Annotated in this window: 14 protein-coding genes; 6 read left to right on the top strand and 8 right to left on the bottom strand. The window is 72.7% G+C overall.

What is annotated here, in order from left to right; genetic code table 11:
• Nucleotides 1–108: 108 nt before the first annotated feature.
• Nucleotides 109–843, top strand: coding sequence for a Crp/Fnr family transcriptional regulator (locus ACH34Q_RS38870; RefSeq protein WP_395988190.1), 735 nt, complete (start codon nt 109–111; stop codon nt 841–843).
• A gap of 25 nt (nt 844–868) precedes the next feature.
• On the opposite strand, the gene ACH34Q_RS38875 is transcribed toward ACH34Q_RS38870, so the two are convergent.
• Nucleotides 869–1,609, bottom strand: coding sequence for a maleylpyruvate isomerase family mycothiol-dependent enzyme (locus tag ACH34Q_RS38875; protein ID WP_395988191.1), 741 nt, complete (start codon nt 1,607–1,609; stop codon nt 869–871).
• 83 nt (nt 1,610–1,692) lie between these two features.
• Between ACH34Q_RS38875 and ACH34Q_RS38880 the strand changes: the two genes are divergently transcribed.
• From ACH34Q_RS38880 to uvrA, 3 genes are all read left to right on the top strand, one after another.
• Complete coding sequence (locus ACH34Q_RS38880) at nt 1,693–2,514, top strand: MBL fold metallo-hydrolase (RefSeq protein ID WP_395988192.1); 822 nt, start codon at nt 1,693–1,695, stop codon at nt 2,512–2,514.
• Nucleotides 2,511–3,074, top strand: a complete 564-nt coding sequence (locus tag ACH34Q_RS38885; RefSeq protein WP_395988193.1) for a GNAT family N-acetyltransferase — start codon at nt 2,511–2,513, stop codon at nt 3,072–3,074. The genes ACH34Q_RS38880 and ACH34Q_RS38885 overlap by 4 nt, the downstream gene beginning before the upstream one ends.
• Nucleotides 3,075–3,332: 258 nt before the next feature.
• Nucleotides 3,333–6,173 (top strand): excinuclease ABC subunit UvrA, encoded by a 2,841-nt coding sequence (gene uvrA / locus ACH34Q_RS38890; protein WP_395988194.1) that lies wholly within the window; start codon nt 3,333–3,335, stop codon nt 6,171–6,173.
• A 27-nt stretch (nt 6,174–6,200) separates the two neighbouring features.
• Here uvrA and ACH34Q_RS38895 read toward each other — a convergent pair whose 3' ends face one another.
• From ACH34Q_RS38895 to ACH34Q_RS38925, 7 genes are all read right to left on the bottom strand, one after another.
• Nucleotides 6,201–6,743 (bottom strand): DUF1638 domain-containing protein, encoded by a 543-nt coding sequence (locus tag ACH34Q_RS38895; RefSeq protein ID WP_395988195.1) that lies wholly within the window; start codon nt 6,741–6,743, stop codon nt 6,201–6,203.
• A gap of 46 nt (nt 6,744–6,789) precedes the next feature.
• Complete coding sequence (locus tag ACH34Q_RS38900) at nt 6,790–8,676, bottom strand: ASKHA domain-containing protein (protein WP_395988196.1); 1,887 nt, start codon at nt 8,674–8,676, stop codon at nt 6,790–6,792.
• Nucleotides 8,631–9,512 (bottom strand): dihydropteroate synthase, encoded by an 882-nt coding sequence (locus ACH34Q_RS38905; protein ID WP_395988197.1) that lies wholly within the window; start codon nt 9,510–9,512, stop codon nt 8,631–8,633. The genes ACH34Q_RS38900 and ACH34Q_RS38905 overlap by 46 nt, the downstream gene beginning before the upstream one ends.
• Nucleotides 9,454–10,431, bottom strand: a complete 978-nt coding sequence (locus ACH34Q_RS38910) for a methylenetetrahydrofolate reductase (RefSeq protein ID WP_395988198.1) — start codon at nt 10,429–10,431, stop codon at nt 9,454–9,456. Before ACH34Q_RS38910 ends, ACH34Q_RS38905 begins: the two co-directional genes overlap by 59 nt.
• Nucleotides 10,431–10,790 carry a methylenetetrahydrofolate reductase C-terminal domain-containing protein gene (locus ACH34Q_RS38915; RefSeq protein WP_395988199.1) on the bottom strand — a complete coding sequence of 120 codons (360 nt, stop codon included), beginning with the start codon at nt 10,788–10,790 and terminating at the stop codon, nt 10,431–10,433. The genes ACH34Q_RS38910 and ACH34Q_RS38915 overlap by 1 nt, the downstream gene beginning before the upstream one ends.
• Entirely contained in the window at nt 10,787–11,455 is a 669-nt protein-coding gene (locus ACH34Q_RS38920; RefSeq protein WP_395988200.1) for a corrinoid protein, read from the bottom strand. The genes ACH34Q_RS38915 and ACH34Q_RS38920 overlap by 4 nt, the downstream gene beginning before the upstream one ends.
• 99 nt (nt 11,456–11,554) lie before the next feature.
• Nucleotides 11,555–12,355, bottom strand: a complete 801-nt coding sequence (locus tag ACH34Q_RS38925) for an IclR family transcriptional regulator (RefSeq protein WP_395988201.1) — start codon at nt 12,353–12,355, stop codon at nt 11,555–11,557.
• 112 nt (nt 12,356–12,467) lie between these two features.
• Between ACH34Q_RS38925 and ACH34Q_RS38930 the strand changes: the two genes are divergently transcribed.
• Together ACH34Q_RS38930 and ACH34Q_RS38935 are read left to right on the top strand one after the other, a co-directional pair.
• On the top strand, nt 12,468–13,907 hold the full coding sequence (locus tag ACH34Q_RS38930; protein WP_395988202.1) for a trimethylamine methyltransferase family protein: 1,440 nt from the start codon (nt 12,468–12,470) through the stop codon (nt 13,905–13,907).
• 39 nt (nt 13,908–13,946) lie between these two features.
• A complete protein-coding gene (locus tag ACH34Q_RS38935; RefSeq protein ID WP_395988203.1) occupies nt 13,947–14,813 on the top strand; it encodes an IclR family transcriptional regulator in 867 nt (288 codons plus the stop codon).
• The last annotated feature ends 60 nt before the right edge of the window (nt 14,814–14,873 follow it).

The following is a 14,873-nucleotide window of genomic DNA, read 5'->3' on the forward strand; positions in this document are numbered from 1 at the left end:
GAGAACGGCGGGGGAGGAATCGCAACCCGTGGTGCAATTTGCATGTATTGCGCAGCGAATGTGGCGTCGTACGCGGTCGGCCGCCGTACCACCGCGTTCACTGGCGGTATGGACATCATCAGATTCTGGGACGTGCTGCCCGAGCGGGCACGGGAGGGCCTGCTGCGGGCGGGCACCAACGTGATGATCAAACCGGGCGGGTTCCTCGCCCGCGAGCACACCCGCGCCGCGCCGGTCTTCGTGCTGCGCTCGGGCGCGGCCAAGGTCTGGGTCGAGCGGGACGGCGAGACCGTCATCCTGGACGTGCTGGGCCCCGGCGACATCGTCGGGGAACTGGAGGCCGTGGACGGAGGCGTCCGCGACGCGAGCGTGGAGGCGCTCACCGCCGTACAGGCGCTGGTCCTGCCCGCGGACCGGTTCCGCGCCGTACTGGACGCCCATCCGGGCTCGTCGTGGGCCGTGGCCGCCGTCCTGGCCGAACGGCTCCGCGACGCCAACACCCTGCGCACCGCGCACTTCCCCGACGAGCCGCGGCGGCGCCTGGCGGGCCGGCTGCGGCGCCTGGTCGCCCGCTTCGGCCAGCCGCTGCCCGGCGGCCTCGGCCACGCGGTCCAGGTCCCGGTCAGCCAGCAGGACCTGGGCCGCTGGGCGGGCATGGGCCGGCGCAAGGTGGCCCAGATCCTGGCCGCCGAGGGCGGCCGGGTCACCGTCGCCCGCAACATGATCACCGTACGGTCGGCGGAGGCCCTGCGCCGCCTGTCCGACGACCCCGAGCCGGCCGTCGTCGAGCCGTTCGCCCCCCGCCCGCACCTGCACGACGCCCGCGAGCGCGTGGCGCCCTGACCCCGTCCCGCTGACTCCCGAGTCCCTAGAAACCGCTGGGGGCGTGCGGCCACGGCGGCGGCGCGGGCAGCAGTCCCTCCGGACGCGTGATCAGCCCCTCGCCCTCCGACCGGCCGCTCAGCCAGGCCAGCAGCGCCCGGCCACCGCCCGCGATCTCGGCAGCGTCGCCGAGGTCCGCGGTGTCACCGGTGTCGGTGGCCACCAGCTTGTACCCCGCCAGCCCGCCGCGCAGGCCCTCCGGCAGCCCCTCCAGATCGGCCAGCGTGCAGGTCAGCGCCCACTCCACGTACGTGACGGGCCAGTCGGCGGGCCCGTAGCCGGCCGCGAGGTCCACGTGATGGGCCTCCACCTCATGCCAGCGCCGGTAGACCGTGAACCAGGCCGGATGCGACCAGCCCGGCATCGCCCGTACCGGCGCTTGCCACGCCTCCTCCGGGAGCGCCTCGGCCTGCGCGCTGAACCGCTCCGCCGTCGCCCGGACGTCGTCGGCCAGGACCCGCGCCGGCCGCCCGGCGCCCGCCTCCAGATCGGCGTTGCGGGCGTCCAGGCTCGGGTACTGCGGGATCTCCTCGCCGGTCCGCGCCCATTCGAGCAGGTTCCACAGGGAATCGGCGTTGCGCGCGATATGGGTGGCCACATGGCCGCGCGTCCAGCCCGGCAGCGCGGACGGCGCCCGCAGTTCCTCCTCGCCGAGCCCCGCCACCGTCGCCACGATCCGCTCCGTCCCCGCGTCGACCTCCGCGAGGACCTTCCGCCATTCGCTCATCTCGCCCTGCCTCCGTCGCGCCCGTCCGGTCGGATCCATCCTGCCCTGGCATGTCCCGGGCCACGCCGGTGACAATGATCTCCATGAGGTTTCCCATCTGCGCCACCTGCGGGGTCCAGTACTCCGACCCGCGTCCCGACTGCCCCATCTGCGAGGACGAGCGCCAGTACGTGGGCTGGGACGGCCAGCGCTGGACGACCCTGGAGGAGCTGCGCGCCGCCGGCCACCGGGGCGTCGTCCGGGACGAGGGCCCGGGCCTCACCGGGATCGGCGCCGAGCCCGCGACCGCCATCGGCCAGCGCGCCCTGCTGGTCAGGAGCCCCGCGGGCAACGTGCTCTGGGACATGATCACCTACATCGACGACGCGCTGGTCGAGGAGGTCCGCGCGCTGGGCGGGATCGCGGCGATCGCGATCAGCCATCCGCACTACTACGGCACCATGATCGAGTGGGCGCACGCCTTCGGCGCGCCGGTGTTCATCCACGAGGCCGACCGCCGCTGGGTGGCCCGGCCGGACGACGCGGTGACGTTCTGGACCGGCGACACGCTCGAGATCGCCGACGGGATGACCCTGGTCAACGCCGGGGTGCACTTCGACGGCGGGCAGGTCCTGCACTGGCGGGACGGCGAGGACGGCGCCGGCGCGCTGCTGTCGGGCGACATCCTCCAGGTCGTCAGCGACCGCGACTGGGTCAGCTTCATGTACAGCTACCCCAACTTCATCCCCGAGCGGCCCCGTACGGTCCGCCGGGCCCTGCGGCTGCTGGAGCCCTACCCGTTCAGCCGGGTGTACGGGGCATGGTGGAAGCGGATCGTGCAGACCGACGGGAAGCAGGCCGTGGCCCGCTCGGCCGCCCGCTACCTCGACTTCGCCCTCGACGACGAGGCAGGATCGGAGCCATGACACCCCCGCCCGAGCGGATCCCCCTGTCCACCTCCGCCGCGCCGGGGCTCGAGCTGCGCCGCTGGACCGAGGACGACGCCGAGCGCGTGTTCCTGGCGGTCACCGAGTCGTTCGAGCACCTGCACCCCTGGGCGGCCTGGGCGGCCGAGCCCCCGACGTTCGAGGACGAGCGGCGCTTCGTCCGGCAGGCGATCCGCGAGTGGGACGAGGGCACGTCCTACACCTACGGGATCTTCGACCCGGCCGGGACGGTCCAGGGCAGCGCCGCACTCATGGTCCCGGCGGGCCCGGAGTTGCGCGAGATCGGCTACTGGACGCACGCCGCGTACCTTCGCCGGGGCCTGGCAACCCTGTCGGCCGGCGCGCTGACCAGGGCGGCCTTCGACTCGCCGGGCGTGAACCTCGTGCAGATCCGCTGTGACGAGGCCAACGTGGCCAGCGCCACGGTGCCGCGGAAGCTCGGCTACCGGCTCGACCGCTACGAGCCGCGCGAGATCGGTGCGCCCGCCGAGAGCGGACGTACGATGTGCTGGACCTTGACCCGCGAGGCGTTCCGGTAGCGAGAGATCTTCGAACACGTGTACGGTTTCTGAGTGGCGCCGCAGGCTTCCGGGACGGGGGAGGAGCGTGCGGCGATGGTCATGAGAAATGCCGCGGGGCGCCCCGCTGTTGAAGGACGGGGACGACCGCCGGATTTCTGTCGGACCCCCTGACTAGCCTGAGAACGACGAGTGTGTCCCCAGCATGCCCCCGGGACCGCCGGCCGGCCGAGGCCTGCCGGGCCGAGAGACGCCACTAGAGGAAGCCGGAACAACGCCGTGCATGACCGACTCATCGTGCGTGGAGCACGCGAGCACAACCTGAAGGACGTCTCGCTCGACCTGCCGCGGGACTCCATGATCGTGTTCACCGGCCTGTCCGGTTCCGGCAAGTCGAGCCTGGCGTTCGACACGATCTTCGCCGAGGGCCAGCGCCGGTACGTCGAGTCGCTGTCGGCGTACGCCCGGCAGTTCCTCGGGCAGATGGACAAGCCCGACGTCGACTTCATCGAGGGGCTGTCCCCGGCGGTGTCGATCGACCAGAAGTCCACCAGCAAGAACCCGCGCTCCACGGTGGGCACGATCACCGAGGTCTACGACTACCTGCGGCTGCTGTACGCCCGGATCGGCCACCCGCACTGCCCCGACTGCGGCCGCCCGATCAGCCGGCAGGCGCCGCAGCAGATCGTCGACCGGGTGCTGGAGCTGGAGGAGGGCACCCGCTTCCAGGTGCTGGCCCCGGTGATCCGCGGCCGCAAGGGCGAGTACGGCGAGCTGTTCCGCGAGCTGCAGTCCAAGGGCTACTCCCGGGCGCTGGTCGACGGCGCGATGATCCGCCTGGACGACCCGCCCAAGCTCAAGAAGCAGGAGAAGCACGACATCTCGATCGTCGTCGACCGGCTGGCGGTCAAGGACTCGGCCCGCCAGCGGCTGGCCGACTCGGTGGAGACCGCCCTCGGCCTGGCCGGCGGCACCATCGTGCTCGACTTCGTCGACCTGCCCGAGGCCGACGAGCACCGCACCCGGATGTTCTCCGAGCACCTCTACTGCCCCTACGACGACCTGTCGTTCGAGGAGCTGGAGCCCCGCTCGTTCTCGTTCAACTCGCCCTACGGCGCCTGCCCCGACTGCACCGGCCTGGGCACCCGGATGGAGGTCGACCCCGAGCTGGTCATCCCCGACCCCACGATGACGCTGGGCGAGGGCGCCGTCCAGCCCTGGTCCAGCGGGCATGTCAGCGACTACTTCCTGCGGCTGCTGTCGGCGCTCGGCGACGCCATGGGCTTCGACCTCAACACCCCCTGGGAGAAGCTGCCGGCCAAGGCCCGCAAGGCGATCGTGCAGGGGCACGAGACCCAGGTGCACGTCAGCTACAAGAACCGCTACGGCCGCACCCGCTCGTACTACACCTCCTACGAGGGCGTGATCCCCTACATCCAGCGGCGGCACGCCGAGTCCGAGAGCGACTCCAGCAGGGAGAAGTTCGAGGGCTACATGAGGGAGATCCCGTGCCCGTCCTGCGACGGCGCCCGGCTCAAGCCGATCATTCTGGCGGTCACCATGGCCGGCCGTTCGATCGCCGACGTGGCCGCGATGCCGATCGGCGAGTGCGCCAAGTTCCTGCTGGCCATGGAGCTGAACGAGCGCGACAAGCAGATCGCCGAGCGGGTGCTCAAGGAGATCAACGCCCGGCTGGGCTTCCTGCTGGACGTCGGCCTGGACTACCTCACCCTTGACCGCGCCTCGGCCACGCTGGCCGGCGGCGAGGCGCAGCGGATCCGGCTGGCCACCCAGATCGGCTCCGGCCTGGTCGGGGTGCTGTACGTGTTGGACGAGCCGTCCATCGGCCTGCACCAGCGCGACAACCACCGGCTGCTGGACACCCTGCTGCGGCTGCGCGACATGGGCAACACGCTGATCGTCGTCGAGCACGACGAGGACACCATCCAGGCCGCCGACTGGATCGTCGACATCGGCCCCCGGGCCGGCGAGCACGGCGGCGAGATCGTCGTCTCCGGCACCGTCCAGGACCTGATCTCCTCCGAGCGCTCGCTGACCGGCGCCTACCTGTCCGGCCGCCGCGAGATCGCGGTGCCGCCGATCCGCCGTCCCCGGGAGAAGGGCCGCGAGGTCACGGTCAAGGGCGCCCGGCAGAACAACCTGCAGGGCGTCGACGTGGCGTTCCCGCTCGGCGTGTTCACCGCGGTCACCGGCGTGTCCGGCTCCGGCAAGTCCACGCTGGTCAACGACATCCTCTACAACTCGCTGGCCAAGCAGCTGCACGGCGCCCGCACGGTGCCGGGCAAGCACCGCCGGGTCCTCGGGGTCGAGGAGCTCGACAAGGTCGTGCACGTGGACCAGTCGGCGATCGGCCGCACGCCCCGTTCCAACCCGGCCACCTACACCGGGGTGTTCGACCACATCCGCAAGCTGTTCGCGCAGACGACCGAGGCCAAGGTGCGCGGCTACCAGCCGGGCCGGTTCTCGTTCAACGTCAAGGGCGGCCGCTGCGAGAACTGCTCCGGCGACGGCACCATCAAGATCGAGATGAACTTCCTGCCGGACGTCTACGTCCCGTGCGAGGTCTGCCACGGCGCCCGCTACAACCGGGAGACCCTGGAGGTCCACTACAAGGGCAAGACGATCTCCGAGGTGCTGGACATGCCGATCGAGGAGGCCACCGTCTTCTTCGAGCCGATCAAGGCGATCCACCGGCACCTGCACACCCTCAACGAGGTCGGGCTCGGCTACGTCCGGCTCGGCCAGCCCGCCCCGACCCTGTCGGGCGGCGAGGCGCAGCGCGTCAAGCTGGCCTCGGAGCTGCAGCGCCGCTCCACCGGCCGGACGATCTACGTCCTGGACGAGCCGACCACCGGGCTGCACTTCGAGGACATCCGCAAGCTGCTCGGGGTGCTCAACGGCCTGGTCGACAAGGGCAACACGGTGATCGTCATCGAGCACAACCTGGACGTGATCAAGACCGCCGACTGGGTCATCGACATGGGACCCGAGGGCGGCTCCCGCGGCGGCACCGTCGTGGCCACCGGCACCCCCGAGGACGTCGCCAAGGTCGAGACCAGCCACACCGGACACTTCCTGGCCAAGCTGCTTTCTTCCTAAGTCCAGGCTCACGGTGCCTTAGCCGCCTCAGTTGTCCTGGCCGCCCTGGACCAGCGCGCGGAGTCCGTTTTCCAGCCCGGCATCCCCGGTGGGCACTACCACCAGGGGCAGGGCAAGAAGGCGGGCCGCGTGCTGGGCCTTGGCGCGCAGTTCCGGCGTCGGCCGCTGGGCCAGCCACACCACTCGCCGGTAGTGCCGGAAGTAGTCATCGCGCAGCTCCGGGTACCGGTCCAGACCCAACTGCCCGATCACGGTGTGCCGGAACGACCGGACCAGGAAGTCCGTGAGCACGTACGTCCCGGGTTCCTCGTCCCAGCCGTAGGGCCCCGCGAAGATCTCGTAGCAGTGCGCCCCCCGCAGCATCCGCACACCAAGGCTCCGGCACGTCTCCTCCAGCGCCCCGTAGGTGCCGCAGTCGGCATAGGCGACGGCCACCCGCTCGTACGAATCGCGCAGTGCGAGCACCCGTTCCTCCACCGCCCCCGCGATCAGCGCGGGCCGGTTGTGCAGCAGCGGCGCGAGCGCGTACACGTCCACCGGCCAGCCGTTCCGGCGCACGATCTCCTCCACATGTCCAGCCAGCGCCCCGCAACCCACCACGGCGACCCCGCGGCCTTCAGGGGAAGGCGAGGTTGGCGATGAAGCGGTCGTTGAAGTCGGGCCGGTCGGAGAGTTCGACATAGCGGACCTCCCGCAGGAGCGCGTCGGCGCCCGCGCGTTCGCGCAGGTTGAGGAGGGCGAGCTTGGCTCCCTCGCCCGCGACGTTCCCCGCGCTGACCACGCGGGGGACGGGGAGGCGGGGGACCAGGCCGATGCGGATGGCGTTGGCGGGGGAGAGGTAGGAACCGAACGAGCCGGCCAGCAGGACCTGCTCGACCGCAGGCCCCTGTGTCCCCATCTCCTCCAGGAGCAGGCTCCAGCCGGTCGCGATGGCGGCCTTGGCGAACTGCAGTTCCCGTACGTCGCGCTGGGACAGGTAGATGTCGCCGTGCAGGACGAAGACGCGCTCGCCGCCGACCTCGGTGAAGCGCTCGGCCATCTTGGGAGCGATCTCGGCGGCCCGGCCGGGCGTGACCAGGCGGCCGGAGGCGTCCAGGAGACCGGTCCGTACGAGTTCGGCGACGGCGTCGACCAGGCCCGATCCGCACAGCCCGCGCGGCTCCACGTCCCCGATCACGCCGAGAACGACCTCGTCCACAACGGGGTCCGCGGCGACGCCGGGACCGCCGCCCAGCCGTACGGTCTCGATGGCGCCCTCGGCGGCCCGCATGCCGCAGCGGATCGCGGCGCCCTCGAACGCGGGCCCGGCCGGGGCGGCGGTGGCGGCGAGCCCGGCGGCCGAGCCGAGCACGATCTCGCAGTTGGTGCCGACGTCGATGAACAGCCGGACGCGCCGGTCGCGGTCCATGCCCGCGGCCAGCAGCCCGGCCACGATGTCGCCGCCGACGTAGGCGCCCAGCGCGGGGAACACCATGGCGGGCGCGGACGGGTGCGCGGGGACGCCGAAGTCGGCGGCGCGGGTCTCCGGGAGCCGGGCCGCGGCCAGGGTGAACGGGGCGACGCCGAGCGGTTCGGGGTCCAGGCCGAGGGCGAGATGGATCATTGTGGCGTTGCCGGCCACCGCGATCTCGTAGACCTCCCCGGCGTCGACGCCGCCTTCGGCGCAGACCTCCCGGGCCAGTTCGGAGAGGGTGGAGTGGGCCAGGTCGCGCAGGCGGGGGAGGGCTTCATGGTCCAGCATGGTGGCGCTGATCCGGGTGATGACGTCGGCGCCGTACGGCTGCTGCGCGTTCAGCCGGGACGCCGCCGCCAGCGGGACGCCCGCCGACAGATCCAGCAGGGTCGCCACGACGGTGGTGGTGCCGAGGTCGAACGCGAGGCCGAAGCGGCGGCCGGTCGTGTCGCCCGGTTCGACGGCGATGAGGAGATCGTCCACGACGACCGCCGTGACCTGCCAGTCCGCCTCGCGCAGCGTCCGGCCGAGGGTACGGAGCAGGCCGAGGCCGGCGCGCGGTTCGAGGTCGTCGATGGCGTCGAGCACGCGTTCCAGGTCGGGGCGCTGGTCGGCCAGCGTGGGCTCGTCCAGGACCAGGGCGCGCTTCTGTACGGCGGGGCGCAGGATGACCTGGCGGCCGACGCCGACGGTGGCGGCCTTGGGCCGGGTGAGCAGCGGCGGGACCTCGATCGCCAGGTCGTGGCGGGCCACCGCGCGGCAGGACAGCCGCCAGCCCGCGGCGAGCCGGTCCGGGTCGTACGCGCGGGCGTCGGCCAGGGTGGGCGGCGCCGGGTCGGACACGCGCACGCCGCACTTGCGGCACGTCCCGTGCCCGCCGCAGGTGGAGTCGACGGCGATGCCGTTCCAGCTCGCGGCGTCGAACACCGTCACGCCCGGCGGCGCGCTGACCTCGCGCTCCCGGCCGTCGCCGAGCCGGTACGTCAGCCGTACCCGGCCGGCGGTCACGGCCGCCCGGCGCGGAACGCGGCGATCCAGGCGCCGCCCCACGGGTCGTTGCCGAGCAGCAGGTCGGCGGCCTTGGCCGACTGGACGAGGCGCGGCGCGCGGGCGTCCATGATGGCGCTGGTCAGGCCGTGCGCCATGGCCATCGGCAGGAACGCCGCGCCGATCGCGTGCCGTTCGGGCATCCCGAACGAGACGTTGGAGGCGCCGAGCGTCATGTTGACGCCGAGTTCATCGTGGATCAGCGCGATCGTGTCCAGGGTGGTCCGCACCAGCGACGTGTCGGCGCCGACGGGCATCGCCAGCGGGTCGATCAGCACATCCTCGGGCGGGATCCCGTAGCCGCCGGCGGTGTCGACGATCTTGCGGGCCAGCTCGAGCCGGCGGCGCGGCTCGGCGGGGATCTCGTCGGCGTCGTTGGGCAGCCCGACCACCGCCGCCCCGTACCGCTTGACCAGCGGCAGGATCCGCTCGAGCCGGTCGTCCTCGGCGGTGACCGAGTTGACCAGCGCCTTGCCCTCGTACGCGGCGAGCCCGGCCTCCAGCGCCTCGATGACCGAGGAGTCCAGGCAGAGCGGCAGGCGGGTGCGGTCCTGGATCAGCCGGACCGCGCGGGCGAGCAGTTCGGCCTCGTCGGCCAGCGGCACGCCCATGTTGACGTCCAGCATCATCGCGCCGCCCGCGACCTGCTCCTTGACGTCGGACTCGACCCGGGACAGGTCGCCGGCGCGCAGCCGCTCGGCGAACGCGGGCCGGCCGGTGGGGTTGATCCGCTCGCCGATCACGCAGAACGGGCGGTCCGCGCCGATGACGATCTCCTCGTCACGGGAGCGCAGGGTCGTGTGCGTCGGGGTCGTGTGCGTCGTGGGGGTCGTGCGCATCGTGCCGGTTCCCTTCTCCGGACGGCCCGCGCAGTCCGAGTTCGGTGATCAGGCGCGGGAGCGAGCCGTCCCGCCGCATGTCGGCCAGGTGCAGGCCGCGGATCCCCGGCTGCGCGAGCGCGTGCCGGGCCTGTTCGAGGGCCAGCCGGTAGGCGGCCTCGGCCGGGTCGGCGGCCCGCCCGATCCGTTCGAGGGTCTCCGCCGGGACGCTGACGCCGGGCACCTTCTCGTCCATGAACCGCAGCCCCCGGACGCCTTTGACCAGCACGATCGTCTGCAGGAGGGCGGCGCGGGCGGTGAGCCCCGCCTCTTCGGCCAGCGTGGCGAAGCGCTCGAGCCGTTCGGGCCGGAAGCAGATCTGCAGCTGGAAGAACCGCGCCCCGGACGCGGCCTTCCGCAGCGCCCTGCGCACCCGGTACTCGTGCGGTGGCGCGGACGGGTTCTCCACCGCGCCGATGAACAGCCGCGGCGGCGGGGTGATCGGGCGGCCGGACAGGTACGCGCCGCGCCGCAGGCCCGCTGCGACCCGGACCAGCTGCGGCCCGTCCAGGTCGAACACCCGGCGGCTCTCGGGCTCGTCGCCCGCGCTGACGTCGTCGCCGGTCAGGCAGCAGATGTTGGTGACGCCGTGCAGCGCGGCGCCGACGATGTCGGACTGGACGGCGAGCCGGTTCTTGTCCCGGCACACCACCTGCAGGATCGGCTCGACCCCGAGCCCGCGCAGCGCGATGGCGACCGCGACGTTGGACGCGTGCGCGTGCGCGGCGGTGTTGTCGGTGGCGTTGACCGCGTCGACCCAGGGCGCCAGCGCCGCCACGTGCCGCCTTACTATGTCAAGGCCGCCGCCGTCGACCGCGGGCAGCTCCGCCGTGACGATCGGCCGGCCCCCGTTCTCGACGAGGTCGGCCAGCCGCGACATCACGCTCCCCAGCCCGCGGGCGTCTCGCGGTCGCGGCCGGTGATGAGGTTGTGCCAGGACGAGGTGCCCCGCAGCCGCTCGTCGACGGGCGGGCGCACCTCGGCGAACTCCTCGCGCCGGCCGCGCGGCAGGCGCCGGGAACGCTCGTACGCGGCGAGCCACACGCAGCGCATGCCCGGCACGACCTCGCAGCCGCCGTCCTCGCGCACCCCTCCGCACGGCCCGTTCCGCAACGTCTTCGGGCAGGTCATGGGGCACGTGAGGCCGGTGGAGTGCAGCACGCACCGCCCGCACATCCGGCAGCCGAACACCGGGCCCTTCACCGCCCGCTCGACCAGCGGCAGCAGCCGGGGAGTCACGGGGCGCCCGCCATCGTGCGGCGCCGCTCCAGCAGTTCCTTGGCGCGCTTGACCGCCGCCGAGGCGTCGGAGGCGTAGCCGTCGGCGCCGACCGCGTCGGCGTACTCCTGGGTGACCGGTGCGCCGCCGACCATGACGATCACCTCGTCGCGCAGCCCGGCCTTGGTGAGCGCGTTCATGTTGGCCTTGAACATCGGCATCGTCGTGGTGAGGAACGCCGAGAAGCCGACGATGTCGGGCCGGTGCTCGCGGATCGCCTCGATGAACCGCTCGGGGGAGACCTGCACGCCGAGGTCGATCACGTGGAACCCGGCGCCCTCCAGCATGATGTTCACCAGGTTCTTGCCGATGTCGTGCACGTCGCCCTTGACCGTTCCCATCAGGAACGTGCCGGTCGTCCGCGCGCCGGTCTCGGCCAGCAGCGGCCGCAGCACCTCCAGGGCGCCGGCCATCGCGCGGCCGGCGATCAGCATCTCGGGAACGAAGAAGTCGCCGCGCTCGAACCGTGCGCCGACCTCCTCCAGGGACGGGATGAGCGCCTGGAACAGCATCCGCTCCGGGGTCAGCCCCGTGGCGAGGCCGGTGTGCGTCAGCTCCAAGACCGCGGGCGCGTTCCCGACGAGCGTCTCGTCGTAGAGGGCGGTGAGGATCTCCTCCGGTGACATGCCGCGCCTTCCTTTCTGGACGATCGAGCCCTTCCGGAGGATCGGGCCTTCTCCGGGACCGGGCCCTTCCGCGGGATCGAGCCGCGGGAGATCGATGGTTCAGAGGCGTGGGCCTCCGCGGATGTGGTGGCCGGGGGCGTGGCCGAGCAGCGCCGACAGCGCGCGGGTCTCCTCGGCCAGCAGCGTTCCGACCTCGGGGGTGCGGTCGGGGGTGAGGCGCGCGGTCGGGCCGGTGACCGCGACCGCGGCGATGACGGTGTCGTCGGCGGCCAGGACGGGCGCGCCGATGGAGACCAGCCCGATCTCCAGCTCCTCGCGCGCCACCGCGTAGCCGCGGCGCAGGATCGCGGGGAACTCGCGGGCCAGCTCGATGCCGCTGGTGAGGGTGTGCTCGGTGCGCCGGTCCAGCGCGCCGGCGGGCGGCCGGAGCCGCTCGTGGGCGAAGAAGACCTTGCCGGTGGAGGTGCAGTGGGGCGGCAGGTCGATGCCGACCCAGGTGGTCGCGCTGAGCAGGTAGCTGCTGTCGACCTGCGCGATCGTGATGACGGCGCCGGCCCGGGGGACGGCGAGCGTGACGGTCTCGCCGGTGCGCTCGCCGATCCGTTCCAGCGCCGGGCCGGCCAGGTCGGCCAGCACGTCGGTGATGTCGCCGCGCAGCGCGTACTGCGTGAAGACCGCGCCGGCCCGGAACGCGCCGTCGCGGTCGCGCCGGACGAGGCGGTGCCGTTCCAGGGCCTGCAGCAGCCGGGACGCGGTCGACTTGGCCAACCCGGTCTCCTCGACGAGGGAGGTGAACGTGCGGGGCCCGGCCGACTCGACGACGAGCCGGAGCAGCTCGGCGGCGCGGTCGATCGCCTGGGTGCCCGAGGGGGCGGACGCGGGTGCGGTGGGTCGCTTCATGAGTTCCATCATATGGAACCTTGGTTCCATAAATCGAGCGTAAGATTCCGGGCAGAACGCCGTCAAGGGCCGATTCCCCCTCGCGTTCCTCCCCGCGCCGAAGGGAGCCGGAATGTTCGTCAACCGGATGCCGCGTTACGAGATCCTCACGCCCGACGCGATGGCCGTCCTGGACCGCGGCTGGCGCCGCCTGCTGACCGAGGTCGGCGTCCAGTTCGACTCGCCGCGCGCGCTGCGCCTGTTCCGCGAGGCTGGCCAGCGGGTCGACGGCGAGACCGTACGGCTCGATCCCGGCTTCGTGCTGGAGCAGGTCGCCAAGGCCCCGCGCGAGTTCGACGTCCGCGCCCGCGAGCCCGCCAGGTCGCTGCACATCGGCGGCGACCACATGTCCTTCGGCGCCGTGTACGGGCCGCCGTTCGTCCGCGAGGGCGCCCTGCGCCGGGACGCCACGCTGGACGACTTCCGCAGGCTGGCGATGCTGGCGCAGACCGCCGGCGCGCTGGACTCGGCGGGCGGGGTGATCTGCGAGCCCAACGACGCGCCGCTGGACTCCCGCCATCTCGACATGACGTACGCGCTGCAGACGCTGACCGACAAGGTCTACATGGGCAACGTCGTGTCCGGCGAGAACGCCCGCGACACGCTCGCGATGTCGGCGATCCTCTTCGGCGGCCGGGAGGCCGTCGAGAGCACCCCGGTCACGCTGTCGCTGGTCAACTGCAACTCGCCGCTGCGCTGGGACGGCCGGATGCTGGACGCCCAGTTCGCCTACTCCGGGGCCGGGCAGCCGGTCGTGCTGACCCCGTTCCTGCTGATGGGGGCGATGTCACCGGTCACCGTCCCGGCCGCGCTCGTCCAGCAGATCGCCGAGGCGCTGTCGGGGATCGCGCTGTCGCAGCTGATCCGGCCCGGCGCGCCCGTGGTGTTCGGGTCGTTCCTGTCCAACATCGACATGCAGTCCGGCTCACCCTGCTTCGGTACGCCCGAGTCCGCGACCGGGCTGCTCTGCACGGGCCAGATCGCGCGGCACTTCGGGCTGCCGTTCCGGGCCGGCGGCGCGCTCACCTCGGCCCAGCTGCCCGACGCGCAGGCCGCGTACGAGGGGCTGATGACGATGCTGCCGGCGTTCCTGGCCGGGGCGAACTGGGTGATGCACGCGGCCGGCTGGCTGGAGGGCGGGCTGGTCGCCTCGTACGAGAAGTTCGTCATCGACCTGCAGCTGCTGGAGATGCTCCAGCACGAGTTCAGCCCGCTGGACATCGACGAGGAGTCGCTCGCGTTCGGCGCGCACGAGGAGGTCGGGCACGGCGGGCACTTCCTCGGCGCCGCGCACACGCTGGAACGCTTCCGTACCTGCTTCTACCGGCCGTTCCTGTCCTCGTCGGAGAACTACGAGCGCTGGGTGAAGAACGGCGCCGCCGACACCGCCGCCCGCGCCGCCGAGATCGTCCGTACCCGGCTGGCGGAGTACGAGCCGCCGCCGCTGGACGAGGCGGTCCGCGCCGAACTGGAGGAGTACGTGGCCCGCCGGCGGGTCGAGCTGGGCGACTGAACGAGATGGGCGGCTGAACAAGCTGGGTACTGTTCCCCAATGGGCAACAGTGCTCCGCAGGACGCGCAGGGCGACCAGCATGACCAGCACGCGCAGCCTGGCCGGCCCGACCAGGACGGCCGGCTACGCGACGTCGCATCGCCCGTGCAGTCGGTGGACCGCGCGGTCACGATCCTGGAGATCCTGGCGGAGCAGGGCGAGGCCGGGGTCACCGAGATCGCGGCGCGGCTCGGGGTGCACAAGTCCACCGCGTTCCGGCTGGTCGCGGCGCTGGAGAAGCGCGGGCTCGTCGCGCAGGAGAGCGAGCGCGGCAAGTACCGCCTCGGTCTCGGCCTGGTCCGGCTGGCCGGTGCCACGACGGCGCGGCTGGACGTGGTCCGCGCGGGCCGTCCCGTCTGCCGCGAGCTGGCCGCCGAGATCGGCGAGACCGTCAACCTCACCGTGCTGTCGGGGCACGAGGTGCTGTACGTCGACCAGGTCGCGGGCCCGTCGGTGCTGCGGCCGCACGACTGGGTCGGGCAGCGGCTTCCCGCGCACGCCACGTCCAATGGCAAGGCGCTGCTGGCGTACCTGCCGCCCGACCGGCTCGCCGCGCAGCTCGATCCGCCCCGCGCGCGGCTGACCGACCGTACGATCACCGGCCGGCGGGCGCTGGAGGAGGAGCTGGCGAGGGTGCGCGAGCGCGGCTACGCCACCGCCGTCGACGAGCTGGAGTTCGGGCTGACCGCGGTCGCGGCGCCGATCCGCGGCGCGGACGGTGAGGTGGCCGCGAGCGTCAGCGGGTCCGGGCCGGGCTTCCGGCTGCCGCCGGACCGGATCCCGGCCGTCGGAGCCGCCGTGGTCCGCGCCGCCGCCGAGATCTCCCGGCGGATCGGCTGGAGTCCGGGTACCGGTGGTCCCGGATGATGGCGGGCGCTCCCGCCGAGGGAGCGATCGCGGGCGATCTCGCCGGAGAGGGTTGACGCC

Source organism: Actinomadura sp. 9N407, assembly GCF_044326315.1.
In the GTDB taxonomy this organism is placed as follows: Bacteria; Actinomycetota; Actinomycetes; order Streptosporangiales; family Streptosporangiaceae; genus Spirillospora.